Below are 26318 nucleotides of genomic sequence, written 5' to 3'. Positions count from 1 at the left end.
TTAGACTGCGGTTGATTGTGGCGACGGACGAATTGCGGCGCACTCAGCTCTACCAGTACATCTGGGCCAGTCCGATGTTCAACCGCTGGCACTGGCTTCAGTGGAACTTTGATCAGCTTCGCGCCACGGGAGTTGAAGCAACATCCGCGGCGCGCATAGTGGATGCGCTGCTGACATGTAATCGGAGGATGCCAGGATTCGCCTTCGACATGGTCGATCGCGTGGCCGCCGTCGGAGGCGACGACAGGAATCGAGACCACTATGAAGCCATCCGGCAGTGGCTCGCGGAACTCCTCGTAGTCAACCACTTCGTGACTTGGCCATGGCCATTCGATGTATCGATGACTCACGAGCGTGACATCGCCGGCGTCGAGCCGAAACCCGAGATGCTCATCGAAGGCGAGCAAATCCGTCTCGGCATTGAAGTCAAGTGTCCCGATCTCCGCTCTCATGGCGCTGCCAGATCGTCGAGCGACATGCAACTCTTGGCGCGCGTCGCACCAAGTCCGGCGGCAGCATTCGGCGACGCGACTTTGCCGAGGGACAATCCCGTCAAAGATGCACTCGTGTCTAGCGAACGAAAATTCGTCAAATACTGCGAAGACCCCGCCTTCCGCTCACTTCTCGTCATCGTGTGGGATGACTACATCAATGAACCCATCACGGCGCTGCTGTCACCCGCTTCGGGCCTCTTGACAGAAAACAGCTTCGCACGCGACTCGAATGGCGATCCGCTGCGCTTCGGGCACACGGACGCTGTGGTAGTGCTACGTCATCAACATCAGTTTGTCCAAGGACTCAAGAACAAACCACCGCTTGACCAGCGAACGCACCTACTGGACTACGGCCGAGTCGGGCGTTTCCCTCCGAATGCGCTGATCATCAACCCGAGCGGACGAACACTGTCAAGACACATTGTGGACGCCACGCAGGCAACCGAACCTGACGAACGGTTGGGAGGCGAGTACGTGCCGGGCGAGATCGTGTTGTGGTTCGATGTCGAGGGCTAGAAATTCGGCCAGGCTCGTCAGGTCACCTCGGGCATCTTGCAGCAACTGCTACCTGTGAGTCATTGCGGGTTTCTTGGCTCCTGGCTCAATTCTCCTTGACGACCACCGGCGTCTTGTCTGCCCTCAGGTGTGTGCAGCTCAGCACACCGAGGCCTGCATGATTGGTCAACCGCTCGTTTCGGCAGCGGCGTCATCGCTCTCGTCTGCCGGGGATGGCACCAGATGCTCTACAAGGATGCGCCCGAGTTCTACGAACCGCAGGACCTCAGGCGACCAAGACTTGCTGCGCAGCTGCGCGCATGCCTCCTCGAGCAGTCTGTCGACGCCTGCCTGCGGGACCTTGCCTTGGGCTGCCGCTAGCAGGAGTTCTGGCAGGAGGCACTTCCAATCGTCTTCAAAGCGACCCTTGAGTTCACCAATGAGCGCTTCACACTCGTTGTCGTCGACACCCCACCAAGCGCGCGCCGGTTCGGTCCAGCGCAGAATCGAGGCGTGGATGATCCCGTCGAAGTACGAACGGAACGCGTTCGGCAAATCGAACCTCACCCACTCCGGCACCTGCTCATCAGTGCGACGAAGGAGTGCCGACTGCATCGCGGCGCCCACGGCAACGAGTACATGCCGATCATCCAAGTCGCCGTAGAGCGATGTCAGACGCAACTGCAGCTTCATGGGACTCCAGAGCGGACTCTGCGGGGACTCGACGGCACTTGCGTCAGGGTCCAGCCATGCGAGCCGCTCCTGCCACAACGCGTCTGTGCCTTCGTACGTGCCTTCGAGCCATTCCTCTTGGAATTGTCTGAGTACCCGGAACTCCTCCTCAAATGGCGATGTACGGGGCAGGTAGGTCAGCCACAACGCCAGCAAACGCGCGGTACCGCTCGGGCCGCGGAACGTGTTTCTCAACGCCCGCCACGTTTGCCGGTCAGCAGGGTGGGCGTGTACGACGAGTCCGTGCATCTCAGGCGGTGTGTCAAGTTGCCGACACTTGTTCTGTACTCGCACGACTAGCTGTTGCAACGTGGCACCACTCTGCACGCCGGGTGCCACAAGGAGCAACGAGGTCTGTCTATTTGCACGCGAAGCCACTGCGTCGAATTCATCGTCGACGACTGCGGTTTCGACGGTGGGGCACACCGATTGCGCGATCGTCAGAACTTGGGCCATCGCCGCGTCGTCGTTCACGCCGGCCGGCCGGAAGAGCGCTATCTGCTCTCGGGCGCAGATGGCAACTGCGGGTTGCCCGTCCCGAACTGCCTGAAGGGCATCGGCTATCTCCTGCCGATCCCGGTCTCGACCCGGTAGCGCCTCCAACTCGGCGACGCGGCTCGCGACAAGCTCCTGAGTGACCGCGGGATCCCGCAAGAGCGCATCCATTCTGAACTTCACACCATGGTTCGGAAGCCGCAGGGTGGGCGATGCAGTCGCTGGCCCAGCCTCCGATTCGGTCAAGCACACCCCGTCGAATGCGCTGTCTGTGCGCACCCCGCGTGTCGAAGGGGAGTGACTCTGGTACGTCTCGAACAGGCTTGCGTTGCGTCGTCCTTCCTGAACGTCGGGCATGATGCGGGTGGGTTGAGGCAGCACCATCGCGGCAAAGGACCGAGGGTCGATCTCGACAACCCGGGCCCGGTCCACCTGCCGGCATATTGCGCAGGAACCCGGTTGGCCTAGGAACGGCGTTGCTTCCCCGAGCGCCAGCCAAGGGCTCTGCCGCCCCAATGCGTCGTGATGCGGCAGCGATGTCGCCTGGTCATCGCCACGCGACACCAGACACTCCGCACGCCAGTGATCACCGGCCGTTTCCTTCAGCGTGTCTCGGATCATGCGATAGGTGCGGCCTGTCGAACTCACCGACAAGAGCGCCAAGACGACGACTTCCTCGAACACGGAGAAGCGCTCCAAGTATTCGAACCGGCTGAGTGGGTATGAATCGAGCGTTTCCACCGCAGCGATGCCGCGCGGAGCGAACTCTTCGGTTGCCCTCGCGGCGAGCCGGAGCACGTGATCGAGATGCTGCACGATGGGCATCAACGTCCCCGAATCGGCCACCAAGGCGATGTTCTCTCGGAGACAGCCATGCAGCCAGCTCCCGAGAGCCGGGGCTGCCCGGTGATCGCGAAACACGTCGGCAATGCGCACGAAGGCGCCGGTGTGGTGTCCTGATGGCAATCGGTAGTGGTACTTGGTGGGCCTCCAGATTGCGTTTCCGGATTGCAGCAAGGCGTCAAGCTCCACGGCGCGGCATCGAGCAAGCACTTCGTGCGAGACACCCGCGCTGGTCTTGGGGTCCGCGGCGAGCGGCAGCTCTACGGTGCCGACCGCAACGGTCGGAAGCCCGTGACTGACGAGCGCGCTCTCGACGCTCGAGGCCATCTCGTCCACCGTTGTCGGCCACCCTCGTCCGGCCACCGACACCGGCTCGCTCGAATCTCGCCACCGAAGTCTGGGACTCCTGAAAACCATTTGCGATGCATCGCTCAGCGTGGCTGGCGGCATTCTCCTGAGAGCGGCCTTGACGACTTCCCACTCGACGGCCTCGACGTCCATGTCCAGAAAGAACACACCGCCTTCCCGAGGCGGCATCTTGATCTCGACTATCGATGGGGTCAGGCGCCCGTAGCCGTCACCGTGGCGATTTGCCGGAGGCATAGCCGTCAGCTACGCAGCATCGTGATGGGCGTCGCGCTTCAGATCACTCGCTTCGTCAGAAACTGACACGGAGAACGGCAGGTGCTCAGCCTGTGCTGCCTCCGCGCGTACGTCTTCTTCGTCGACTGCCTGAAGCATGACGTGAATGAGCGTGCCTTGAGCGCCGGACAACTCGGGTGAACCGGCGGCGATCTCAGCGTCTTCCTCGACAAGACCGCGAGTCCCGAGCCTCATCACACGACCGTCCCGATCCGTCGTCATGATGTCGAGAGCGCCAACCCACTTCGTTGCCCTGGCTTGTGTCGCATGCAACCCGTACCCATTGTGATTCGGGATCTGGCGTTCGCCGAACGCGCGGAAGACCAACGTACGCAGCAGATCAATGTCCGCTATCTCGGCCCAGTCGGCATATCCGCCCGCATCCCGCACTGCCGAGTAGGCGGCAGCATCGTTGTGCAGCGCTGTCGGGATGCCGATGCCGTTGTCAGCAACGATGACGTGGAGCCGGTTCCAGCTCACTCGCCGATCATCGCGACGAGCGCCCCCCCTGGTGACAGAGAGCACCGCATAGGCCTCACTCGCTTGGCTCCACTTGTGAACGTTGTCGATGAGTTCAGAAACGACGACATCGGCGTCATTGACGAACTGGAAGAGACCTTCGTACGAAATCGCCGGGGACGCGAGACGGAGACCATCCAGCCACGGGTAGTGCAGCCCGCATTTCGCGAGTTTCGGCACCTGGCGCCGTGGGCTTGCCAGATCGGAAACAACACGGAGCTGGTCGCCGTCAAGCTCATCGAACGGCTCCCAAGCCACACCAGGCAGGCGCGGGCTGTGACGTCGCAGGTCGCTGTACAGATGCGTCCAGTCGAACTCGGTCTTGTCGCTGTATCCCAGCCGAGCCGACCGATTGGCCGCTGCTGTCACGAGGCCCGTGCGGCCGAGGAACCTCATTGGCGCCGAACCCGCTTTGGGCAGGACGACCGCAAGCGGCTCGGGATCACCCGAGGCAGCGAGGCTGTGCGCCATCAGCCACCAACCGAGACCGCTCCAAGCAACCATGTCGGCATGCGCAGCACGGTTGTGCTCGACATCGGAGAGGTCAATCTCACGCTGACCGAGGGTTAGTTTCCCGACCTCGCTCTCAACCCGACTGAGATCGACAAGTCGCTGCGCCGTCGGCAAGTTTCGTCCTCCTCGATCGCAAGATGCCAACCATATTCCGCCACGGCGGATCGATCACCAGGGATTTTCCGCTCGTCTGGCGGCGGCCCCTGTCACCACGTCACATGAAGGTCGCGTGTTGTTGCCCAACATTGTTAGAACCGCCCAAGATGCCTGCCAGTTCGGCAGCGTTGTCTGAGCGGGTGGCCACGGCGACGCGACGGACCCGCTCACAGGTCGATGGGCGGCAGGCCAATTCGCTGCGCTTCGTCGCCAGCCGGGCGGCATATTGCTCTCCCGTGGCGGGCTGATGGCGTGCGTCCGGCCCGTTCCAGTGCGCCAGCAGCAGTACCCGCGGCGACAGCGGTGCCCATATCTCCTCGGCAGTCAAAAGGCCTGGGTTGTTCCATGGGAATGGAGCTCCCTGCGGCGGGAGCAGGAAGACCCCTTGATCCAGCGGGATCGGCAGGATCGGCTCAGGGAGCGTGATGACGTTCCACCACCGAGCGAAGACCGGCATGACGGCATCTGTGTCGAAGGCGATGGAGATCTGTTGGGCCACATCGGTACGTGGGTCCACCCTGATGTCGAATTTCTGATCCGGCCCCGGCAGGAAGTCATCCGGTGACCATTCGAAGTCGTCCCACTCGCTCGGGTCGATGCTGGCTTCGCGGGCCAGCTCCTCCTTCATGCGCTCATCCGGACCTCCGCGGCGGGCGAGCACGGCCATCATCTGGGTAGCGCTGCTGGCTTGCGCGTCTCGCATCGCTTGCATCGCTTGTGGCGGTCTGGCTATCTGAAGCGCGATCAAGATCGACATCCAGTACCGGTCCAAATCGCTCAACTGCACATCCCTGCCATCGGCCATGCCGACGAGCCGATGCAGCACATCGGCGGCTCTGTGCTCGAACACGCCGAGCATCCGTTCCATCGGAACCGCATCGTCCGGTTCCCCGTCAGCCTGTGACCCTTCGCCTACTGCGTACGTCGTGTACAGGTCACGCTCGACCGATGTGCTCTTGACCGATTGCCTCCGTGCAGCACAAGCCGGGTCGCGGCTGAGAACGCACAACATGCCCTTCTCAGCGAACTGCCTGAGCCAGAACTGCGGAATGAAATGGTGCTCGCGCGGGCTCCGCTCATCGGCTGCGCTGCCGTCGATCTTCTCCAGCGCGCCTTCGACCTTGCCCCGGGCTTCCCTCGTGGACAACGACAGACGCGGCAACATCTCCCCGAAGCGAACCCGCATCAAGTCCTGACTTCCCTCACCCACAGATGCCCGCCGCCTCAATCGGCCAGCAACCTGCGATTGGCCCGCGCTCTGTTGGCGCGAAAGACCCCGACGATCTCCGATGCATCTGGGGAGCCCAGAGAATCGGCGTCGATCTGAGGCATGACGACAAGGTCAGGCCGATCAGCGAGAGCGGCCATGACGGCATCAACGTCCGCTACATCGGATCGCTCCTCAGGCATGTCCAGCACGACACCTCTCTCCCCAATTCGCCTGGCCTCGACCATCGGACTAGGTCACATCGGCTTCGCCGCGCTTCACCTCTTTGGTGACGAGATGAGCCCATGAGGCTGACATTCCCAGCGTTGTCCCGATCTCCTGAAGCGTCCGCCCCTGACGGCGCAACCGGACGGCTTCAGCGGATTTCTTCTCTCTCGTGGCGGTCCGGCTAGCTGCCTGCGGGGGTGAATCTTCTGGCGCCGCACCGGAGGTCTCGGCAGGTTCTGCGCCTGTCTTGAACAGATCCAAGATGTCGGGAGCCTCGAACAGACCCCGGCCGCGGTGCTTGCCTCGCACCGGCGCGACGATCCCCGCGGCTGCGAGCCGATCAGTGGCCCGGTAAGCCGTCGCCGGCGGAATGCCCAATTCTTCGGCCATGCCCTGCACGCTGAACACGGGCATCTCGGGCAAGCGCTCTGCAATCGTTCGAGCGGCTGACCGTCTCCGGCTCCCGAGCTTGCCATCCCATGCTCGAGTGGCCGCATCGATCCGTGCAATGAGCCCCTCCGCGTAATCGCAAGAGGACTCGGCCGTCGTGCAAAAGAGCGACACCCACGAGTCAAGCGATGCCGCTTGATCGGACGAGCCCGCCGCCCCCTCGAAGCGGGACTCCGCGAGAGCATCGATGTACCCGTCGCGGTTGAAAGCAAGAACGGCGCTGACAGGCGGCGTGGTGTAGCGGGTGATGCCTCCCTTGCGGAGGATCGTCTGCATCAGGGCTCGGCCGGCTCTCCCGTTCCCGTCGCGGAACGGGTGAATCGACTCGAACTGGACATGGGCAATCGCAGCTGCGATGACCGGGTGATGGTCGGTGCTGTTGATGTACTCAACGAGGTCCTCCATCAGCCCGGGCACCTCTTCGGCCGGCGGGGCCACATAGGCAGGCGGCGGGTAGCCGCCCAGCACCCCGCCGATGAGCACCCAACTCAGGCGCAGATGCCCGCCCAACTCGGGTACAGAGGTGTGGTCCATCAACGTGGTGTGGACAGCGAGAAGGTCGTCCAAGGTGACGGGCCCTGCTGCATCTCCGATCTCTGCGGCGAGACGGGTCGCCTCGATGCTGCCGATCGCCTCCTTCGCCGCTTTATCCCGGGGGTCGTCGCCTCCTCTGGTGACGGCCTCGGCCCTGGCCACCCTCCGCAGAGAGGGATTCACATCTTCGATGGTGCTGGAGCCGACACTCTCAGACCTCTGGAGCGCCCAGCCAACGCGACCGGCGACGTCTCCGTGCCGGTCTTCGAACTCCTTGATTGCAGCTTCGGCTGCACGAGCTGCACTGTGCCAGTGGGGGGGCGCGGTGATGCCGGGTGTCAGGAGCGAATCGGGGTGGTATGCCGCGAAGCTCCCCGGGGGATAGTCGAGTTTGCGCGCAGCGTTCTTGGACACGGGAGGAATCTCGTGTGCCGGTAGCTGGTGAATGGTGTAGCGGCCCACCGTCTCACGGTACCCGCCCACAAAATGAGAAAACTGGAAATTATCTTCTCACTTCATGCCGACTCGCGACACGCCGCCCAGAAAATGAGAAAACTGGAAACAGTGTTCTCGGTTACACCCAGATGCCGATCTCGCTGCAGTGCGCGAGGAGGGACTTGAACCCTCACACCCTTGCGGGCACAGGCACCTGAAGCCTGCGCGTCTGCCAAATTCCGCCACTCGCGCGTGGGGCGAACAGACTAGCCCACCGACCCGCACTCCTACACTTGGCCGGCGTGGGTGGCCTCAGCTTGGTCGGCAGCGACGGACAGAGCCACGAGCTGGGGCCCGAAACCGTCATCGGGCGGCGAGACGACTGCGACATCGTGCTCAACGGCCAGAAGGTCTCCCGGCGCCATGCACAGATCCGTTCAGACGCCGACGGCATTCTCCTGGTTGATCTGGCCAGCGTCAACGGGACCCTGCTGAACGGCATCGAGGTGACCAGCGAGCGGCTCACCACCGGTGATGTGGTCACTATCGGCGGACACGAACTGCGGCTGGAGTCGAGCTGATGTCCGAGCAGCTCGTGCGGCTGCTCGCGATCTGCGTGCTCGTCCTGCTCTACCTCTTCTTCTTCCGGGTGCTGCGAGCCGTCTGGGCCGGCGTGGCGACACCGCGCAATCACCTCGGCTGGAAGTCCATCCTCACGCTGCGCAGCGACTCTCGCGACAACGGAAGGGCGGCATCGCAGCCATTGGCCCTCGTCGTTCGCTCCCCGTTGCACGCCCAAGGCGAACGACACCTGCTGGAAGACACGATCACCATCGGGCGGGACCCCGAGTGCGATGTGGTCATCGACGACGGCTACTCGTCTCAAGCCCATGCCCGGCTGTACCGCCGGGGCGACCAGCACGTCCTGGAGGACCTGGGTTCGACGAACGGCACCTACCTGAATCGCCAGAAAGTTGCGGCCACGACCGTCGTCCGCGTCGGCGACTACGTCCAGATCGGCTCCACCGTTTTCGAGGTCAGCGCGTGATCGATGCACGCTGTGCCGCCGCACGGCAAAGCCGCGAGACTGCAACGTCATGAGCGCCCCTGCCCGCCAGATGCGCATCCGCTGGGGCGGCGCTTCGGATCGAGGACTGCGGCGGGCCGAGAACCAGGACGCCATGTATGCCGATATCGGTCTCTTCGTGGTGGCTGACGGCATGGGCGGCCACCTGGGCGGCAGCGTGGCATCCAGCCTCGCCGTCAAGACGCTGGCCGCGAACTCCCCGTCGACGCCGAGCGAGCTGCTCGCGGCAGTGCGCCACGCGAACCAGGTGGTGCACCATCGCTCTACCGCTCACGCGGATCTGACGGGAATGGGCACGACGCTGTGCGCTATCGCCGTCGTGCAGAGCGACGACAGCAGGGTCTGGTGCCTGGTCAACGTGGGCGACTCGCGCGTGTACCGCTACCAGGCGGGCAAGCTGACCCAGCTCACGGTGGATCACAACTTTGTTGCGGAGATGGTCCGCGCCGGCGACCTCACCGAGGAGCAGGCCGCCGAGCATCCCCGGCGCAACACGCTCACGCGTGCCATCGGGGTGGAGCCGCAAGTGTTGATCGACGACTGGATCCTCGATCTCACCGGCAACGATCGGTTCCTGCTGTGCACCGACGGGCTCACCAACGAACTCGACGAGTCCGAGATCACCGAGCTGCTCGACGCCGATCACCATCCCTCCGAGGTGGCGCGCGCCCTGGTGCGTCAGGCCAACGATCGAGGGGGGCGGGACAACTCGACAGCGCTCGTCGTGGACGTCGACATCGAGGGCCTGCCAGCCCCGACGGCTGTTCCTGCCGAGCCGGCTGCCGAAGCCGTCAGCGCTCGCAGCACCTCGAGGCGGCGCAGCTGGCGACGATCTCGCTCGCGCTGAGGACCCCGCTGCGCACGCGACGTCGCACCGAAGCAGCGCTCGCCGCACTCGCGGGCGTGGTGGTCTGCACGACATTTGCCGTCACCGCGCTGGGTGTGGAGCACAACTCGGTCTGGGGCGGTGCCGGCAGGCGCGGCGCAACCGAATCGCTGTGGGGCACCGCCGGCTGGCTGGCAGCCGTTATGGCCTGCGGTGCAGCGGCGCGCGCTGCGATCAAGCGGTGGGCGCCGAACAGCAACGAGATCCTGTTCGGGATCGTCGGGCTGCTCATGGGCATCGGCTGGGTCTTCGTGGCGCGAATCGACTCGCTGCTGGCATCCGAGCAGGCAGTAGCCGTGCTGCTGGGACTTGCGGCCATCGCCGGAACCTTGCTCGCCGCCCGCCACCTCGACTGGTTCCTGAGCCGACCTGGCGCGTGCGGACTCGTTGCTGCGGTGCTGCTCGCCGCGGGGAGTTTCTCGGGCGGGGCCAATGTCTCGGCCGGCGCGTACGATCCGCCGCGCCAATGGCTGGACCTCGGGTCGCTGCTGAGCGTGCAGCCCTACGGTCTCGCAAAAATCGTCGTGGTCATCGCCGCCTGCGGACTTACCGCAACCGCGCCGCGCAGGCTCGGACCCCGATTCATCCCGCATCGCCACGTCGCGGGAGCGAGCGTCGCAGCAATCGGAGCGTGGACGCTGCTCATCATCGGCGCTGATCTCGCCTCATCGGCGATCGTCTTTGCGGCAGCCTGGCTGCCGCTGTGGCTCGATGGAGACGACCTCGTCGGCAGCGACGTCCCGACGGTCCCCCGCTCGACTCGCGCGAGGGCACTCAGCGGGGTGATCGCCACGTACGTCATCGGCGTCGGCGTGCTCGCGACGGTGTACGACCGGCTGTCCGCACAGATTCGCTACTGGCTGAACCCGTGGATCGATGCCGAGGGTGCGACCGTGGTCGACGCGGCGTTCGCCATCAGCGACGGCGGCATCAGCGGGGTGGGCCCAGGACTCGGCGCCCCGCAGCGCCTGCATGAACCGCACAGCGACTTCATCTTCGCCGTCATCGCCGAAGAGCTCGGCATCCTGGGCGCTGCGGCCTTGCTCGTCGCGTTCATGCTGCTGGTCGGACTCAGCGCGAGCATCGCCCAGCGAGCGCGAGGTACGCATCGACTCGTTGCCGCCGCCGCCACATCGGTCATCGGGCTGCAGGCCTTCTTCACCATCGCCGGCGTGCTGCGGCTGCTGCCGCACACCGTCGGCGCGCTGCCCTTCGTCGCCTACGGGCAGTTGGCAATGATCGGCAACTGCGTGGCGGTAGGGCTGCTGCTCGCCGTCTCGGATGCCGGCGGCGGGCTGGGTGGCCAGTTGGGGTCTCCGCCCCACGCCACCCAATTGCGGCTCCGCATGGTCGAACCGGTGGCCGGGGACGCGCCGACCGGCGAACTCGGGGTGCCGACCCGCAGGCCGACCCGTCGCCGTCGCCGGGCAAACGGCGATCCCGCGCACGGCGAACCCCAGCAACTCCCGCTCGGTGACCCATGAGCCGGCGTATCGCACGGCTGGCAGTGGTGCTCGGCGCGGGCTTCATCGTGCTCTTGGTTCAGCTCTCCAACATCGGCTACTTCTCTGCCGAGAGCCTGCGACAGCACGACTTCAACAGGCGCGCCGCGGCGGCTGCGCTCGGCCAAGCGCGCGGCGCGATCACCAGCGCCGACGGAGAGACGATCGCACCCGCCATCGACCCCGACGCGCTCGGAGCGCGCCGGCTGCGCACCTACCCCCACGGACCGCTCTATGCCCATGTCGCGGGATACCTGGCACCCGAAGCCGGCGCCGACGGGCTCGAGCGCAGCTACGACGCCGAGCTCTCGGGTCGCGCTGCGGACATCGCCCTGCGCGACGTCTCGGACCTCTTCGCCGACAGCGACCGCATCGGCGATCTGGGTCTGACAGTGCATCACGGAGTGCAGCTCACCGTGCGTGCCGCACTGGGAGACCGCGACGGTGCCGTCGTTGTCGTGCACCCGCAGACGGGGGCGATCCTGGCGCTGTGGTCGCGCCCCAGCTTCGACCCCAACATCGTCGACGGGCTGATGCCCGATGGCCCTGCACTGGCGACGGGATTGCCCGATGCGCGTGCCTACCAACGCAGCTACGTCCTGACCGCAGATGCGGCATCCGGTGCTTCGGGCGAGACGCTGCTGCAGCGAGCCAGCACCCAGCCCGCAGCGACCGGCATCGACCTGCCCGGTGAGCCCGATGCCATCGCGCAGCTCGACGGAGTGACACTGACACCGCTTCAGCTCGCGCTCGCCGCTGCGGCGGTCGCCAACGAGGGCGTCCGCATGCGCCCGCACGTGGTGCACCAGATCAAGGCCCGGGCACCGGGCGCGGGGACCGGAGACGCCGCCGCCTCAGCCGACGTCGTCCAAGAAGTCGCCGCGAGCAGCATCGACAGTCTCTTCGAGCCCGATGAGGCCGCAAGCCTGCTGCAGGCCATGACCAGCGCAGCCGAGCAGGTACCGATCCGACTTGTACTCACCGACGGCGTCGAGGTGGCCGCAGCGGTCGCAGGCGGCGCTGCCGGATCCGTCGGCGACCTCGGTGGCCCTGCGGGAAGCTGGGCGGTACTGCTGGCGCCCGCGGACGGTCCGACAGTGTCCGTTGCGGTGCTCATCGAGCCCGATGCAGCACTTGACGTGGGCGATCCGCAAGGCAGCGGTACCTTGGCAACGATGATCGCTGCGACCGCAGCGGAAGCCGCCCTTGCACTGCGGGCAGTCCCGACACCTGTCGGCGACGGCCCCTAGCCCGACCCACTGCAGTTGCCCGGCCGAGCCGGCGACCCGATCTGACCGCACGAGCCCAGCGTCCATGGCAGACACCCCAAACCCCATCTTCGGCGGCCGCTATGAGCTGTTCAGCCGCATCGCTCGGGGCGGAATGTCCGAAGTGTTCCTGGGCCGTGACCAACTGCTCGACCGGCCGGTCGCGGTCAAGGTGCTGTTTCCCGAGTTCGCCACCGATTCATCGTTTGTCGAGCGATTCCGGCGGGAGGCCCAAGCTGCCGCCAACCTGAGCCAGCCCAACGTGGTCGGCGTGTACGACTGGGGCAACCACGAAGGCACCTACTACATCGTGATGGAGTACGTCGAGGGGCGAAGCCTCGCAGAGGTCATCCGCAGCGAAGGTCCGTTGCACCCCGACCGCGCCGCCGACATCGCCATCGACATCGCAGCGGCATTGGCGTTCGCGCACGGCAACGGCGTCGTGCATCGCGACATCAAGCCGGGCAACGTGATGATCACGCAGTCCGGCCAGGTCAAGGTTGCCGACTTCGGCATCGCTCGGGCGCTCGGGGGCGGCTCGGATGACCTGACCCGCACAGGTTCGGTGATGGGCACCGCCACCTACCTGTCCCCCGAGCAGGCCCAGGGGCTGGATGCGGATCCGCGCAGCGATGTGTACTCGCTCTCCGTCGTGCTGTACGAAGTGCTCACTGCAGGGCCGCCGTTCACCGGCGACAGCCCCGTGGCGATCGCCTACAAACATGTGCAGGAGACGCCCGTCCCGCCGTCGCGTTACAACGCCGACGTTCCCCACGAACTCGAAGCCATCTGCCTGCGCGGGCTCGCCAAAGATCCCGATGCCCGGTACGGCTCGGCCGCGGAGATGCGCAACGACCTGCTGCGCTTCCGTGCCGGCCAGCCGACCCACGCGGCCGCCGCTGACGTCACGGCCTACTTCCCAGCGGTGTCCGTTCCCACACCGACGACCACGGGCCAGATCCCTGCCGCGGCACCACAGGCCCAAGCGGGATACGCACCCCCGCCGGCCCCGCCGGTGCCCCCGTATGGCTCTGGGGGCGCAGGCGCCGGCGAGTACGGCCAGCCCCAGTACCCCCAGCCGTACCCGCCCCAGTACCCCCCGGGTGCTCCGCCCAGCCAGATCGAGCCCCCGGACCGCACCCCCATGTGGATCACCCTGCTGGTGATCCTGCTGCTGGTCATCGCCGGACTGGTGTTCCTGCTCGTCAACGACCGCGGCGATCCCTCGCAGGTGGTGGAGCCCGAAGGCACCTCCGATGCCCGTCTGCGCGTGCCAAATGTGGTGGGTCTGCATTTCGCCGAAGCCGAACGAGAGCTGGCCGACGTCGGTTTTTCCCACGTGACCATCGAATTCTCCGAACGCGACGACGTCGACGAGAACATGGTGTTCCAGCAGAATCCCCGCGCGGGCCTGCTGCTGGCCGAGCCCAACGATCCTGACAATCCGATCACGCTGTTCGTGGCCAGCCCTCGCACACTGGTCCAGCTTCCCAACGTGGTGGGACGAAGCTACGAAGAAGCCGAGGCCGCGCTGGTGACGGCCGGCTTCAGCGTCGATCGGATCGATGTCCGCAACGACAACCTGGCGATCGGGTTGGTGACCGAGCAGAGCATCCCGAGCACCGAGCAGCGGCCCGCAGGCACGGTCGTCACGCTGACGGTCTCAGCGGGACGGGGAGAGGTCGAGGTGCCGCGGCTGGTCGGCCAGACCGTCGACGACGCACGCGTCACGCTGGCTCGCCTCGGACTCGTCGATCGCGTCGAGCGGGAGTTCACCACAGAATTCAGCGAGGGGACGGTGATACGCAGCAGCCCCGAATCCTTCGAATCGGTGGAGCGAGGCAGCGTGATCACGCTGATCGTGTCCGAGGGGCCCGAGGAGCTGGTGGTGCCTGCGCTCGAGGACTTCGGCACGACGCTCGCCGATCGCATCGAGGCAGAACTGGTGGCGCTCGGATTCTCGGTGAAGCGCACGTTCAGCGAGGTATCCAATGCCGACGTCAACATCAACGTCGTCCGCGATATCAGCCCCGAGCCTGGGACCGTTCTCATCGCCGGATCCGAGGTCATCATCCACCTCTACACGCCACCGGTGATCGCGACCATTCCGAGCCTGCAGGCCTTGGGGACGTTTGATGCCGACGAGGTTGAAGCCGCCATGACCGAACTCGGTTTCCGGCTCAGGCGTCGCACGCAATCAGTCGCCGCAGGCGACCCGGCCGACGGGCAGGTCATCACGTTCGATCCGGCACCCGGCACTGATGTCAGGATCAACTACGACACGGTGACGCTGGTCGTCGGCGAAGCCGAAGCCGACACCGGCAACGGGGATCCAGACGGCGAGACCGAGGACCCGGCCGACGATGGCGGGGGGTAAGCGCCACGCGCTGGCGCCTTCGCTCGATGCAGATCAGATTCGGATTGCACCACTAGGTTGATCAGCCATGGCTCGGCCCCGCAAGACAAGCCGCATCACGCCAAAGGGCACGCGACCGCAGGGCGCGCAGGCTGCCCCCCAGCACACCCCCAGCGATGGCCGGCAGAGCGCCTCGTGGTTCGGGTGGTTGATCGCGGCGCTGCTTGGCATCGGCACCGCAGTGATCGTGTCGAACTACATGAGCTGGCTTCCGGGCAGCCCGGCCAGCACGTGGATCGCCGTCGGCCTCGCGATCGTGCTGGTGGGCATCCTGCTCGCCACGCGCTGGCGGTAATGACACAGATGTAACTTTCCCCAGGCTGTGGAAAACCTGTGGGAATCCACGCGCCGCGGGGGAGGCAAGTCCCTACTCGTCGGCGTTGGCGATGAGATCCATGTCCTCGCTGCAGCAGCGGGGCGGTTCTGGGTTCTGCACCGGAGCGCGCGTCATGCGCATTTCTGTACCGCACAGGCTGCACCGGTAGGTGAGCCGCACCCGTCGCAGCTCCCCTGGCGGGGGCGGCGGGGGAATCGGCCTCGAGAACGTCGCCATCATCCGCAAGCCGAGCCGGTACACGATGTAGATGAACACCAGCGACAGCGGTACAGCCAGCCACAGGCTCACGCTGTCAAGCTACTGGCGCGCGCCCTCCGCTCTTGGCGTCGGGAAACGAGTGCTTGTGACATTGTTTGGCTGTGCGGCCGAGCGGCACCGAGCCGGGCGACTTCGTCGAGTACGACATGGACCTCTACGAGGCCCAACGTCGCAGCAGGATGCGCGCTGCGCTCGAGGCCAGCCGGGTGGAGCTGTCGCGCGAACTCGGCATCGAACTGCAGGTCGCCAGCGAAGGCAACAACCTGGTGCTCGCCGATGCAGACGGCGTCCGTTACCGGGCAAGCCTGAACCACGAGGGACGCCTTGTGCTCACCGCAGCTCGGGGTGCGAGTCTGCTGTAGCGCTCCTGGGTGCTACTGCGAGCGGGCGGGTGCCGCCCGGAACGCGCGCTCAAGCAACGACGGTGGCGCCGGTTCCGGCTCGGCGACCTCCGGAGGGTCGGCAGGCTCGGGACGCGAGCGGGGTTCGAAGAGCGGCGCTGAGGCCACGCTCGGCTCCGGCTGTGCCGCGACCGGATCGGGCACAGGCACCCGGCGATCCTCGAACTCCCACCCGACCGGCACGGTGATCCGATCCGCGTGCATTCTGCAGAGCGGCACCACCATGTCCCGACTGCGGGTCGTCCCGGCAATCGTCGCGGGATCGAGGTCGTACAGCCACGCCCTCGCTCCGGTGATGTCGTACCCCAGCCCAGCGGTGGCCATCTCGGTGCACATCCCTCGGACACACTGCAACATGGGCTTCGAAGGTACCGGCGCGCTCAGCCCCGCTGAGGGATGGGGCGGTTGGCGATCTGAGGCTCGATCGGGAGCCGCCGACGCTGCCTCGATAGGGTTCACTGCGCCAGACGCGGACCTGCGGCTGGCGAGCACACGAGGGGAGCTGCTGTGGTTGGCGGAGCATTGAAGTCCGCGAGCATGGACGATTTCGATCTTCGGATGTCCACCGAGGTCGAGCCGCTGTACGAAGCGGTCAAGGCGTTCATCCGCGACGAGGTCGACCCCATCACCGAGGAATTCCACCAGATGGGCGAGAACCGCGAGGACCGCTGGAGCTGGGCACCCGGCCAGCTTGAGCTGCTGGAAGGAGCCAAGGCCAAGGCACGTGAGCAGGGCCTGTGGAACTTCTTCCTGCCCGACGCGGACACCGGCGAAGGGCTGAGCAATCTCGACTACGCCTATATCGCCAACGAGCTGGGCAAGAACCGGCTGGCCTCGGAGTGTCTCAACTGCTCAGCGCCCGACACCGGCAACATGGAGGTGCTCGAGCGTGTCGGCACGCCTGAGCAGAAGGCGGAATGGCTGGAACCGCTGCTCGAGGGCAAGATCCGCTCTGCCTACGCCATGACCGAGCCAGCGGTGATGAGCTCGGATGCCAAGCAGGTGCAGACCAACGCCGTGCTCGACGGTGACGAGTGGCTGATCAACGGCGAGAAGTTCTACATCTCGGGTGCGGGCGACCCGCGCTGCAAGATCATGATCACGATGGTCCGCACCAATCCCGATGCGGACACCTACAAGCAGCAGTCGCAGATCCTCGTGCCGATCGATGCTCCCGGCGTGGAGATCCTGGGGCCGATGCACGTCTTCGGCGCCGACGACGCCCCGCACGGGCACATGCACATCCTGTTCAACGACGTGCGCGTCCCCAGGGAGAACATCCTGCTCGGCGAGGGCCGGGGCTTCGAGATCTCTCAGCTCCGCCTGGGCCCGGGCCGCATCCACCACTGCATGCGCTCGATCGGCTCGGCCGAGAAGGCCATCGAGATGATGGTCGACCGGGGCGTGAACCGCGAGGGCTTCGGAAAGAAGCTGATCAACCTCGGCAAGAACATGGAGATCGTGTCGCGGTCACGCATCGAAGTGGAGGCGATGCGGCTGATGGTGCTGCGGGCTGCGAAGGCCATGGACACGCTGGGCAACGCGGAGGCCCGGGTGTGGGTGAGCGCCGTCAAGGCGATGGTGCCCGAGAAGTGCTGCGACATCATCAACGAGGCCATCCAGATGCACGGCGCAGCCGGCGTCTCGCAGTGGTTCCCGCTGGCAGACATGTGGCATGCGCAGCGCACGCTGCGGCTGGCCGATGGGCCTGATGAGGTGCATCACCACGTCGTGGCTCGGGCTGAGGTTCGTACTCGTGAGTCGGAGCGGGCAATGGGGTTCGCTGCTGATCACACGCTGGACGGGCCTCGCCAGCCCGCAATGGCCTTCTCTGGCCCGTAACTACACCCGCTCAAGCGTGGCTGGGGTCGCCTAGGTCTTCGAGGGCCCAGTCTCTGAGTTCTACTTTGCGGATCTTGCCTGAAGGGGTGGCTGGCATTTCCTTCACAAAGATCACGTGGCGGGGGATCTTGAAGCTGGCGATGCGGCCTCGGCAGCGCTCGATGAGCGACTCCTCGGAGATGTCGGGTGGGGCTGTTGTTGTGAGTTGGACGAAGGCGACGGGGACTTCTACGAGGCGGGGGTCGGGGTAGCCGACGACTGCTATCTGCTCGACACCGTCGACTTCGAGCAGGTAGCCCTCTACTTCGGCTGGTGAGACGTTCTCGCCGCCGACCTTGAGCATGTCCTTGTGGCGGCCGATGAAGACGGCGTGGCCGTCGGGGCGCATCCTGGCGATGTCGCCGGTGTCGAGCCAACCGTCATCGCCGAGCACTTCGGCTGTGGCCTCGGGGCGGCGCCAGTACTCCTCCATCACGGTGTAGCCGCGGACGAACAGCGCTCCCGGGGTGTCGGCCGGGCATTCGGCGCCGGTTTCCAGGTCGCGAATCTGGTACTCGATGCCGTCCATGGGGTAGCCGGAGGCCTCGGTGCGTTGCTCGACGGAGTGGGTGGGGTGGCTGCAGCTCACGAACGCCCACGACTCGCTCATGCCCCAGCCCGAGATGGTCGGGCAGAACACCTCCTGAGCCCGGCGAGCTATGGGCGTGGACGATTCCATGCCCGCCGCCAGCGTTCCCATGCGCAGGCTGGACACGTCACGAGGGTGCTCGTCTTGGGCTCGCAGCAAGTCGCCCCAGTGCGAGTCGAACCCGTGCAGGACCGTGCCGCCCCGTGATTCCACCTCCGCCAGCACCGCGGCGGGGTCGAAGACGTCGAACAGCACCTGGCAGCCGCCGGTGAGTACCGCCTGTATCGAGACCTCGCCATAGCCGAACAGGTGGAACAGCGGCAAGTAGCTCATGTGGATGTCGTTGGCGGTGTGACCCAGCAGCATCGAGCGCTCACGGCTGTTGCGCAGCGGGCGGTGGGTGTGCACCACACCCTTGGGATGACCGGTGGTGCCCGAGGTGTACGCCAGCATCATGCGGTCGTCGACGGTCACGCTGGCGGCGCGCTCTGCCAGCTCCTCGTCGGAGACGCTCGCCCCCGCGGTGAGCAGATCGTCCCAGCTCATCGCATCGGCCAAGGCGTCGTCACGATCAGCGCCGGTGAACACCAGCCGCTCCAGGTGGCCAGCTGCGGTGATATCCGGGTAGGCCTCGCAGAGCATCTGGCGGTAGTCGATCGGCCCCGACTGGTCGATCGAAATCATGAACCGGCTCTCCGACTGCGCCACCGTGTACGCGACATCGTCGGTCCGGTAGCGGGTGTTGAGCGGCACAATGCAGCCGCCCACCTTCGGGATGGCGTACTGCAACCACAGCCACTCGGGCAGGTTGGTCATCCACACCGCCACGTGATCGCCACGCTGGGCGCCAAGCGCCATGAGCCCCTTGGCCACCCGGTCCACTTCGTCGGCGAAATCGGCGTACGTCCAGTGGCGCTCGCCGAAGATCACCGCGGGGCGGTTCCCCCACTTGCGGGCCGCCCGGTCGACGGCGTCGCCCAGCAGCAGCCAGTCATAGGTCGCGTTCGCAGCCATCGCCGCAGCGTATGCCAGCAGTCCTTCTCTGCGCCCAGTCGGCCCGCTACACGCCGAAGCAGCGGGGGCTACGTTGAGCGGGTTCGTGCCCCCGCCTGAAGGAGACCCCGAGGTGGAATTCGATCTCATGACCGGCTCGTCCACCTGGAGCGATGCGGCCGACCTGGCCCGCAAGGTGGAGGGCGCCGGCTTCTCTGGGATGCTCTACACCGAGACCGGCCAAGTGCCGTGGATGCAGCTCGCCGCGGCCGCCATGGCAGCTCCCAGCCTCACCTTCACCACCGGCATCGCCGTGGCCTTTCCCCGCAGCCCGATGGTGTCGGCCCAGATCGCTTGGGAACTGGCCGGCGAGACCAACGGCCGCTTCCGGCTGGGGCTCGGCAGCCAGGTGAAGGGCCACATCGTGCGGCGCTATGCGGCTGAGTTCGACCGGCCCGCAGCACGCATGCGCGACTACGTGGGAGCAGTGCAGGCGTGCCTGCGGGCCTTCCGGCGCGAAGAGAAGCTCAGCTACGAAGGCGAGTTCTTCAACCTGAGCCTGCTGCCGGCCCAGTGGGCGCCTCGCAGCCACGACTACGGCGACGTGAAGGTCGACATTTCATCTGTCGGTCCGATCATGAACGGCGTGGCCGGCGAGGTGGCCGACGGCGTGCATGTCCACCCGATGCACACCATGCACTACATCCGCGAGCGGCTGCTGCCCGAGGTGGCCCAAGGTGCCGAACGTGCCGGCCGCGACGTCGACGAGATCGACCTGATCGTGCCGGTGTTCGCCGCGCCGGGTGACTCTCCCGAAGAGCTGGCGCCGCTCGTCCGGCGGGCCAAGACGCAGATCGCCTTCTACGGCACCACGCCGAATTACTCGTTCCAGTTCACCGACCTGGGGTACGAAGGCGTGACCGCCGCGCTGCGCGAGCGCATGGCTGCGGGCGATATCGCCGGCATGGCCGACTGCATCACCGACGACATGCTGGAACATTTCGCGCTGGTGGCCCGGTGGAACGAGATGGCGGACCGGTTGAAGGACCGCTACACCGGCACGGCAGCACGGGTCGTCATGTACCTGGCCGAAGAGCAGATCCGCAAGGACCCCGACATGGTCCACAAGTGGGGCGACGTGGCGCAGGCCACCCGTTCCTAGAACGCATCACGGCCGGAGCACTCGGCGACAGGAGACGAGATGAACGACAGCAACGGCACAGCCCGGGTGGCCCTGGTGACCGGCGGCGGCGGAGGCATCGGCCGAGAGATCTGCCTCGGGCTGGCCCGCGACGGTCGGCGCGTGGCGGTGGCCGACCTGCGGGTGCCAGAGGCCACCGAGACATCTGCCGCCATCAACGGCGAGGGCGGTACAGCCATTGCTGTGGAGATGGATGTGGCCGACTCCGACGCCGTGACGCAGGGCTTGCTGACGGTGGTGGACGAACTCGGACCGGTTGAAGTGTTGGTGAACTGCGCGGGGTGGGACGTGCTGCATCCGTTTGTGACTACCGATGAGGATTTCTGGGACCGGGTCATCGAGATCAACTACAAGGGTCCGCTTCGCACGACGCACGGATGCCTGCCCGCAATGATTGAAGCGGGCTTCGGGCGGATCGTGAACGTCAGCTCCGATGCTGCTCGGGTGGGCTCGTCGGGCGAAGCCGTCTATGCCGGTGCCAAGGGCGGCGTGATTGCTTTCACCAAGACCATCGCCCGCGAGGTGGCGCGCCGCGGCATCACCGCGAACGTGGTGTGCCCCGGCCCGACCGACACCCGCCTGCTGGCAGAGATCGCCGCGGCCACCGACACGAGCGACAAGATCATCGGGGCGATGGCCCGGGCCGTGCCGATGAAGCGCATCGGCCAACCGCACGAGGTGGCGGCGGCGGCGGTGTTCTTGTGCAGCGAAGAAGCGGGCTACATCACCGGTCAGACGCTGTCGGTCAGCGGCGGCCTCACCATGGCCTGATTAGCGTCAGCTGTAATCGGGATCGCGGCGTTCGGCGAAGGCCCGCAGGCCCTCTTTCGCATCAGGGGATGCGAAAGCTGCCCGGGTGTATTCCTGGTAGAGCCGCAAGCCGTCGGCCAGTGACATCTCCCTGCCGCGCAGGGCCATCTCTTTGGTCATCCGGATCGCGGCGGGACCGTTGGCCGCGATCTGGGCGGCGATGCCTCGGGCGGTCGCCTGCAGGTTTTCCGGAGCGGTCATCTCGCTGACCAGCCCGATGCGCAGCGCTTCGGGTGCATCGATGAATGCGCCGGTCAACAGCAGCCGCATTGCGTCCGACGAACCGATCAGGCCGGGCAGCCGTAGCGCGCCGTAGCCGTGCAGGATGGCCCAGCGCACCTCCGGGCAGCCGAACTGGGCGGTGTCATCGCAGACCCGGATGTCGCAGAACAGCGCCAGCTCCAGCCCGCCCGCCAGGCAATAGCCCTGGATGGCGGCGATCGTGGGCTTGGCGGTCTCCAGCCCGATGTCGAACCGGTCAGGGCGCCACGGCATCCATGCGGCTCGATCCGCGAACTCGCCGAGGTCGTGGCCCGACGTGAACGCCCGGCCGGTTCCGGTCACGATCGTGCAGCGCACGGCAGGATCAGCATCGGACGCGAGCAGCGCTTCGCCGATGCCGTGATACATCTCGTCGGTCATCGCATTGAGCTTGTCGGGCCGGTTCAACGTGATCGTCGCCACGTGCCCGTCAACCTCGTATGTCACTTCGTCCATGACAGCTCCCCTCTCTGGTCGCGAAATGCTTGCACGATGAGCGCCCGCGTGACGACGGATGCCGGCGCAAGTGCGGGAAAATCGGTCGTGTGGCGAATGTCGGCAGCAGTACGTTGCCGTTGTAGGGATGACTCCCCGACCCGCTCCGCACACACGCATCAACCAAGGACCCGCGCCGACCGATGACGACGACACTGAATGACCTGGTGAACTCCAAGGGCTATGTGGTGGCCGACGGTGCAATGGGCACGCAGCTGTTTGCGGCCGGGCTGTCGGCGGGATGGTCGCCAGAAGAGTGGAATCTCAGCCACCCCGACGAGATACGGGCCGTCCACCGCGGCTACCTGCAGGCGGGTGCTGACCTCATCGTGACCAACAGCTTCGGCGGCAACTGCTTCCGGCAATCGCTGCACGGCTTCGAACGGCAGGTGCGCGAGCTCAACATTGCTGCTGCGCAGATCGGCCGGTGCGAAGCCGATGTTGAGACGCAACGGTCAGATCGGCCGGTGCTGGTGGCCGGCTCCATGGGCCCGACGGGCGAACTGCTGGCGCCGCTCGGCGACATGAGCGTCGAAGCCTGCGAAACCGCGTTCACCGAGCAGGCTGCTGCGCTCGACGCGGGCGGGGTCGATCTGCTGTGGATCGAGACCATGAGCGCGCTTGACGAAGTGGAAGCCGCCGTCCGCGCAGCGCGCCGGGTGTGCGATCTGCCCGTCGCAGTCACCATGAGCTTCGACACCGCCGGCTGCACGATGATGGGCGTCACCGGCAACGAGCTGGCCGACCGGCTGGGGCCCATGGAGCTCGCCGCCATCGGCGCCAACTGCGGCAACAACGTGCCCGACACCGAGGCAGCGGTTCTCTCCATCGCCCGAGTCGCTCCCGACACCCCGGTCATCTCCAAGCCGAACGCCGGCGTGCCGGTGTGGCACGGCCATTCGCTCGTCTATGACGGCACGCCAGAGCTGCTTGCCGCTCACTCGCACCGGGTTCACGCCGCTGGGGTGAGCGTGATCGGCAGCTGCTGCGGCAGCACTCCCGAGCACACCGCGAAGATTGTGGCTGTGCTGGCTGGCGAGGAACCCACGCCCGCTGTGACCGCAGAGCCAAACCCGCGCGAGACGCTCGACGAGCGACTCGTGCGTCGGCGCCCTCGGCGGCGCCGGCACCGCCATTGATCGCGACCGGATTCCGGCGGAGAGGTCCGATGGCCTCGGATGCGCGCAACCGAGGCAACGGCAGACCATGACATCGAGCAGGGACGTCGAACTGACTGATCCGTGGCAGGCCATCGAGGCCTGCTACGAAGCCGGCTGGACCGACGGCCTGCCGGTGGTGCCGCCGACCGAGGCGCTGGTGGATGCCATGGTGGCTGGCAGCGTGTGGGACGCAGACGAGGTCCTGCTGCGCGAACCCGCACGCGGCCTCGAGGTCAGCGCCCGCAAGGCGGCTGCCAACGCCGTCATGGCCGGGTGCCTGCCTGAGTATTTCCCAGTCGTGGGCGCGGCTCTCGCCGCCATCGGCGACCCGACCTTCGAGCTGCACGCCGTGTCGGCCAGCACCGGCGGCGCCGCCATCCTTATTGCAGTCAACGGTCCGATCCGGGACGAGATCGGCATCCACTGCAAGGAGAACCTGTTCGGCCCAGGCTTCCGGGCCAACGCCACGATCGGTCGTGCGCTGCGGCTCGTGCTGCGAAACTGCCTCGCCGCCATTCCCGGCAAGCTCGACAAGAGCACCCAAGGCTGGGCGGGCAAATACGCGATGTGCTTCGGGGAGGACGAGGCCACGAGCCCTTGGGATCCGTACCACGTGTCGCTCGGCTACTCGCCCGACCAGAGCACGGTCACGGTGATGGCAGCCGAGTCGGGCCACAACGTGCTGAACCATGCATCGCCCGATCCCGAAGGTCTGCTGGGCACGTTCGCCGACACCATGTCGGCGCTCGGCTCGCTCAGCTCGGGCCGGTCGCTGGTGGTGTTCGCTCCTGAGCACGCCCGCAAGCTCGGCGCTGCGGGCTGGAGCCGGGCGCAAGTGCAGGAGTACTTGTTCACCCACGCCACTCGCACCTATGCAGACGTGAAGCGCGGCGGCAAGGTCGAGGCGGCTGGGAACGTCACCGGCTTCCATCCGACGCAATGGATGGAGACCGACCCGCAGGTGCAGCCCGGCGACGACAACATCTCGGTTCCCCGCGGGACCTGTCCTGACGACATCGCGCTCATGGTCGGCGGCGGCGATGCCGGCGGCCATTCGTCGTTCTTTCCCACCTGGAGCCGCGACCGCAGCGTCCCGCTCATCACCCAAGAGATACTGACGCCGTGACTGTCACCCTGGTGGACCCGACGCTGCCCGTCAGCGGTGCGGGCGCCACGCTCTCGCCACGGCCCGACTCGCTGGACGGCGCTGTCATCGGGCTGGTGAGCAACGGCAAGACACACGCCCCGGCGATTCTCCAACGTGTTGCCCAGCACCTCATCGAGACACACGGTGCGCGCAACGCCGTGCTGATGATGAAATCCACTGCCAACCTGCCCGCCGCTCCCGAAGAGGTAGAAGCGCTGGCCGCCGAGGTGACGGCGATCATCGCCGCCATCGGCGACTGAGGAAGCTGCTCGTCGAGCAGTGTGCTCGACGCCGTGCACTTCGAGGAGCTGGGTGTGCCCGCCGCGGCCATCCTGACCCAGCCGTTCGCCGCCACCGGCGAGGCCATCGCCGAACTGCAGGGCTTCGCTGATTACCCGTTCGCCACCGTGCCGCACCCCATCGGCAGCCTGACCTCGGCCGAGGCGATGGCCGTCGCCGATGCGGTGACCCCCGTTGTGTTGGCGCTGCTCACCACCGCTGATGCTCAAGCTGGCAGCGCTGACGAGTCGAGCGCACCGGCGACTGGCATCACTCCGGCCGATGTCGTAGAGGAACTGGCCGTTGTCCTGCGAGCTGACCGCGCCGACCTCACTGCGTCGATCACCGGACGCCACATCACGCTCAGCCTCCACATTCCCGACGAAGCCTGCGCCGAGTGCGTCCTGCCCGCCTCGATGCTCGTGCCCATGTTCCAGCAGCGCTTCGACGCAGAGCTCGGACCCGGCTGGACGATCACGCTCGACGACCCTCGAACGACTGAGCACAGCGATCCCGCGAACGACTGAGGGGTCCGAACCCGCCATTTCCACATGCGATCTAGGGTGAACCCATGAACGGTCAGTTGCTTGCGGGAACCACCAAGGGTGTCTTTGTCATCGACGACGCGGGATCTACACAAACGCTCGAAGCACGCCACGTCCGCGACCTCGTCAACGTCGACGGCCGCCTGTTCGCCGGGTCAGCCGCCGGTCTGTTCACCAGTGAGGACGGGGGCCAGACTTGGGCCGGGCCGCAGCTCGCCGGGCGCGAGGTGTGGCAGATCCGGGCCGCCAGCGACGGCCGGCTGTATGCCAGCACCGAGCCGGCCGCACTGTTCCGCAGCGACGACGGCGGCGCAACGTGGGACGAGGTCACGGCGTTCGCCGCACTTCCCGAAGCGGAACGCTGGTGCGTACCGGTCGAGCCTCCCCTGCCAGGACGGGCACGTGCGCTCGTCATCGACGAAGACGACCCCGACCGCATCTGGGTCGGCGTCGAGGTCGGCGGTGTGGCTCGCACCACCGACGGCGGCGAGAGCTGGACGGTCGACCTGCCCGGCGACAACCCAGACATCCACATGATGTTCGCCCATCCCGCCGATCCGGGAGTGCTGTTCATCAGCACCGGCTACGGCCGCTTTGACGGCGTCGCCGAAGAGCTCGAAGGCAACGCCGGCGTGTTCCGCTCTGACAACTACGGCGAGACATGGGAATACGCCTGGAAGGGCGTCGTGCCGCGCTACTCGCGACCGCTGTGCATCGACCGCCGCGACCCCTACAGCGTCACCGTCGCCAGTGCCCCCACTGCCTTCTCCCATTACAAGGACGATGGCGGCGCCCATGCCGCGATCTATCGGTCCGACGACCACGGCCAGTCGTGGCGGTCGCTCTGCGACGACGCCCACTCGCCGTCGCCGGTCAACTTCCATGGCCTGATCGCCGATCCTGACAACGTGGGCGGGGTGCTGGTGGGCACCGACACCGGCGAGGTGTGGCAGGTGTCCGACGATGCCGAGTGGACCGAGCTCGGGTCTGGCCTCCCGCTCGTCTGGTCGCTGGCGGTGGTCTGACGCGACCCTAGGAGGTCACGGACACCTGACGTCA

At 66.3% G+C, this 26318-nt stretch carries 25 protein-coding genes and 1 tRNA gene; 16 read left to right on the top strand and 10 right to left on the bottom strand.

Translation table 11 applies throughout. From position 1 onward, the window contains the following. Positions 1-17 precede the first annotated feature (17 nt). Positions 18-1010, top strand: coding sequence for a hypothetical protein (locus tag ACOGW9_RS02395; RefSeq protein ID WP_419908009.1), 993 nt, complete (start codon positions 18-20; stop codon positions 1008-1010). 165 nt (positions 1011-1175) lie between these two features. Here ACOGW9_RS02395 and ACOGW9_RS02390 read toward each other — a convergent pair whose 3' ends face one another. The 6 genes from ACOGW9_RS02390 to ACOGW9_RS02365 all read right to left on the bottom strand — a co-directional run bounded on the left by ACOGW9_RS02390 (position 1176) and on the right by ACOGW9_RS02365 (position 7995). Further along, the gene (locus ACOGW9_RS02390) at positions 1176-3662 is read right to left on the bottom strand and encodes a hypothetical protein (RefSeq protein ID WP_419908007.1); all 2487 of its coding nucleotides are present in this window, start codon (positions 3660-3662) and stop codon (positions 1176-1178) included. A 9-nt stretch (positions 3663-3671) separates the two neighbouring features. Further along, on the bottom strand, positions 3672-4847 hold the full coding sequence (locus ACOGW9_RS02385) for a hypothetical protein (protein ID WP_419908005.1): 1176 nt from the start codon (positions 4845-4847) through the stop codon (positions 3672-3674). 100 nt (positions 4848-4947) lie between these two features. Beyond that, positions 4948-6054 (bottom strand): DUF4238 domain-containing protein, encoded by a 1107-nt coding sequence (locus ACOGW9_RS02380; protein WP_419908003.1) that lies wholly within the window; start codon positions 6052-6054, stop codon positions 4948-4950. A 59-nt stretch (positions 6055-6113) separates the two neighbouring features. After that, positions 6114-6308 carry a hypothetical protein gene (locus ACOGW9_RS02375; RefSeq protein ID WP_419908001.1) on the bottom strand — a complete coding sequence of 65 codons (195 nt, stop codon included), beginning with the start codon at positions 6306-6308 and terminating at the stop codon, positions 6114-6116. A 40-nt stretch (positions 6309-6348) separates the two neighbouring features. Then, positions 6349-7770, bottom strand: a complete 1422-nt coding sequence (locus tag ACOGW9_RS02370; RefSeq protein ID WP_419907999.1) for a Fic family protein — start codon at positions 7768-7770, stop codon at positions 6349-6351. Positions 7771-7910: 140 nt separating this feature from the next. Further along, positions 7911-7995: transfer RNA gene (locus tag ACOGW9_RS02365), tRNA-Leu, on the bottom strand. A 50-nt stretch (positions 7996-8045) separates the two neighbouring features. Between ACOGW9_RS02365 and ACOGW9_RS02360 the strand changes: the two genes are divergently transcribed. From ACOGW9_RS02360 to ACOGW9_RS02330, 7 genes are all read left to right on the top strand, one after another. After that, positions 8046-8324 carry an FHA domain-containing protein gene (locus ACOGW9_RS02360; RefSeq protein ID WP_419907997.1) on the top strand — a complete coding sequence of 93 codons (279 nt, stop codon included), beginning with the start codon at positions 8046-8048 and terminating at the stop codon, positions 8322-8324. After that, positions 8324-8791 carry an FHA domain-containing protein gene (locus ACOGW9_RS02355; RefSeq protein WP_419907995.1) on the top strand — a complete coding sequence of 156 codons (468 nt, stop codon included), beginning with the start codon at positions 8324-8326 and terminating at the stop codon, positions 8789-8791. Before ACOGW9_RS02360 ends, ACOGW9_RS02355 begins: the two co-directional genes overlap by 1 nt. A gap of 49 nt (positions 8792-8840) precedes the next feature. After that, a complete protein-coding gene (locus ACOGW9_RS02350) occupies positions 8841-9677 on the top strand; it encodes a Stp1/IreP family PP2C-type Ser/Thr phosphatase (protein ID WP_419907993.1) in 837 nt (278 codons plus the stop codon). A gap of 56 nt (positions 9678-9733) precedes the next feature. Further along, a complete protein-coding gene (locus ACOGW9_RS02345) occupies positions 9734-11200 on the top strand; it encodes an FtsW/RodA/SpoVE family cell cycle protein (protein ID WP_419907991.1) in 1467 nt (488 codons plus the stop codon). Then, positions 11197-12468 (top strand): penicillin-binding transpeptidase domain-containing protein, encoded by a 1272-nt coding sequence (locus ACOGW9_RS02340; protein ID WP_419907989.1) that lies wholly within the window; start codon positions 11197-11199, stop codon positions 12466-12468. Before ACOGW9_RS02345 ends, ACOGW9_RS02340 begins: the two co-directional genes overlap by 4 nt. Positions 12469-12532: 64 nt before the next feature. After that, entirely contained in the window at positions 12533-14863 is a 2331-nt protein-coding gene (gene pknB, locus ACOGW9_RS02335) for a Stk1 family PASTA domain-containing Ser/Thr kinase (RefSeq protein ID WP_419907987.1), read from the top strand. A gap of 67 nt (positions 14864-14930) precedes the next feature. Next, entirely contained in the window at positions 14931-15197 is a 267-nt protein-coding gene (locus ACOGW9_RS02330; protein WP_419907985.1) for a cell division protein CrgA, read from the top strand. Positions 15198-15269: 72 nt separating this feature from the next. Here the strand turns inward: ACOGW9_RS02330 and ACOGW9_RS02325 are convergent, their stop codons facing one another. Beyond that, positions 15270-15527 (bottom strand): hypothetical protein, encoded by a 258-nt coding sequence (locus tag ACOGW9_RS02325; protein ID WP_419907983.1) that lies wholly within the window; start codon positions 15525-15527, stop codon positions 15270-15272. A gap of 71 nt (positions 15528-15598) precedes the next feature. Here ACOGW9_RS02325 and ACOGW9_RS02320 point away from each other — a divergent pair, with 71 nt between their 5' ends. Further along, a complete protein-coding gene (locus tag ACOGW9_RS02320; RefSeq protein ID WP_419907981.1) occupies positions 15599-15859 on the top strand; it encodes a hypothetical protein in 261 nt (86 codons plus the stop codon). 12 nt (positions 15860-15871) lie between these two features. On the opposite strand, the gene ACOGW9_RS02315 is transcribed toward ACOGW9_RS02320, so the two are convergent. After that, on the bottom strand, positions 15872-16255 hold the full coding sequence (locus ACOGW9_RS02315) for a DUF3499 family protein (protein WP_419907979.1): 384 nt from the start codon (positions 16253-16255) through the stop codon (positions 15872-15874). A gap of 180 nt (positions 16256-16435) precedes the next feature. On the opposite strand from ACOGW9_RS02315, the gene ACOGW9_RS02310 reads away from it, so the two are divergent. Next, positions 16436-17740 (top strand): acyl-CoA dehydrogenase family protein, encoded by a 1305-nt coding sequence (locus ACOGW9_RS02310; RefSeq protein ID WP_419854982.1) that lies wholly within the window; start codon positions 16436-16438, stop codon positions 17738-17740. A gap of 10 nt (positions 17741-17750) precedes the next feature. On the opposite strand, the gene ACOGW9_RS02305 is transcribed toward ACOGW9_RS02310, so the two are convergent. Next, positions 17751-19382 (bottom strand): class I adenylate-forming enzyme family protein, encoded by a 1632-nt coding sequence (locus ACOGW9_RS02305; RefSeq protein ID WP_419907976.1) that lies wholly within the window; start codon positions 19380-19382, stop codon positions 17751-17753. Positions 19383-19494: 112 nt separating this feature from the next. On the opposite strand from ACOGW9_RS02305, the gene ACOGW9_RS02300 reads away from it, so the two are divergent. After that, positions 19495-20523: a TIGR03617 family F420-dependent LLM class oxidoreductase gene (locus ACOGW9_RS02300; RefSeq protein ID WP_419907974.1), complete on the top strand. Its 1029-nt coding sequence runs from the start codon at positions 19495-19497 to the stop codon at positions 20521-20523. A gap of 39 nt (positions 20524-20562) precedes the next feature. Further along, entirely contained in the window at positions 20563-21333 is a 771-nt protein-coding gene (locus tag ACOGW9_RS02295) for an SDR family NAD(P)-dependent oxidoreductase (protein ID WP_419907972.1), read from the top strand. Between the two features lie 6 nt (positions 21334-21339). Here ACOGW9_RS02295 and ACOGW9_RS02290 read toward each other — a convergent pair whose 3' ends face one another. After that, the gene (locus ACOGW9_RS02290; RefSeq protein ID WP_419907970.1) at positions 21340-22089 is read right to left on the bottom strand and encodes an enoyl-CoA hydratase/isomerase family protein; all 750 of its coding nucleotides are present in this window, start codon (positions 22087-22089) and stop codon (positions 21340-21342) included. A gap of 182 nt (positions 22090-22271) precedes the next feature. Between ACOGW9_RS02290 and bmt the strand changes: the two genes are divergently transcribed. The 4 genes from bmt to ACOGW9_RS02270 all read left to right on the top strand — a co-directional run bounded on the left by bmt (position 22272) and on the right by ACOGW9_RS02270 (position 26284). Then, positions 22272-23267 (top strand): betaine--homocysteine S-methyltransferase, encoded by a 996-nt coding sequence (bmt, locus tag ACOGW9_RS02285; RefSeq protein ID WP_419907968.1) that lies wholly within the window; start codon positions 22272-22274, stop codon positions 23265-23267. Positions 23268-23334: 67 nt separating this feature from the next. Further along, complete coding sequence (locus ACOGW9_RS02280) at positions 23335-24414, top strand: hypothetical protein (RefSeq protein ID WP_419907966.1); 1080 nt, start codon at positions 23335-23337, stop codon at positions 24412-24414. Beyond that, complete coding sequence (locus ACOGW9_RS02275; protein WP_419907964.1) at positions 24411-25241, top strand: UGSC family (seleno)protein; 831 nt, start codon at positions 24411-24413, stop codon at positions 25239-25241. Before ACOGW9_RS02280 ends, ACOGW9_RS02275 begins: the two co-directional genes overlap by 4 nt. 44 nt (positions 25242-25285) lie before the next feature. Then, positions 25286-26284, top strand: a complete 999-nt coding sequence (locus ACOGW9_RS02270) for a WD40/YVTN/BNR-like repeat-containing protein (protein WP_419907962.1) — start codon at positions 25286-25288, stop codon at positions 26282-26284. Positions 26285-26318: the final 34 nt, after the last annotated feature.

Source organism: Candidatus Poriferisodalis sp. (genome assembly GCF_965203655.1).
Classification (GTDB): Bacteria; Actinomycetota; Acidimicrobiia; order Acidimicrobiales; family Poriferisodalaceae; genus Poriferisodalis.
This window is presented reverse-complemented; position numbering and strand designations above follow the sequence as displayed.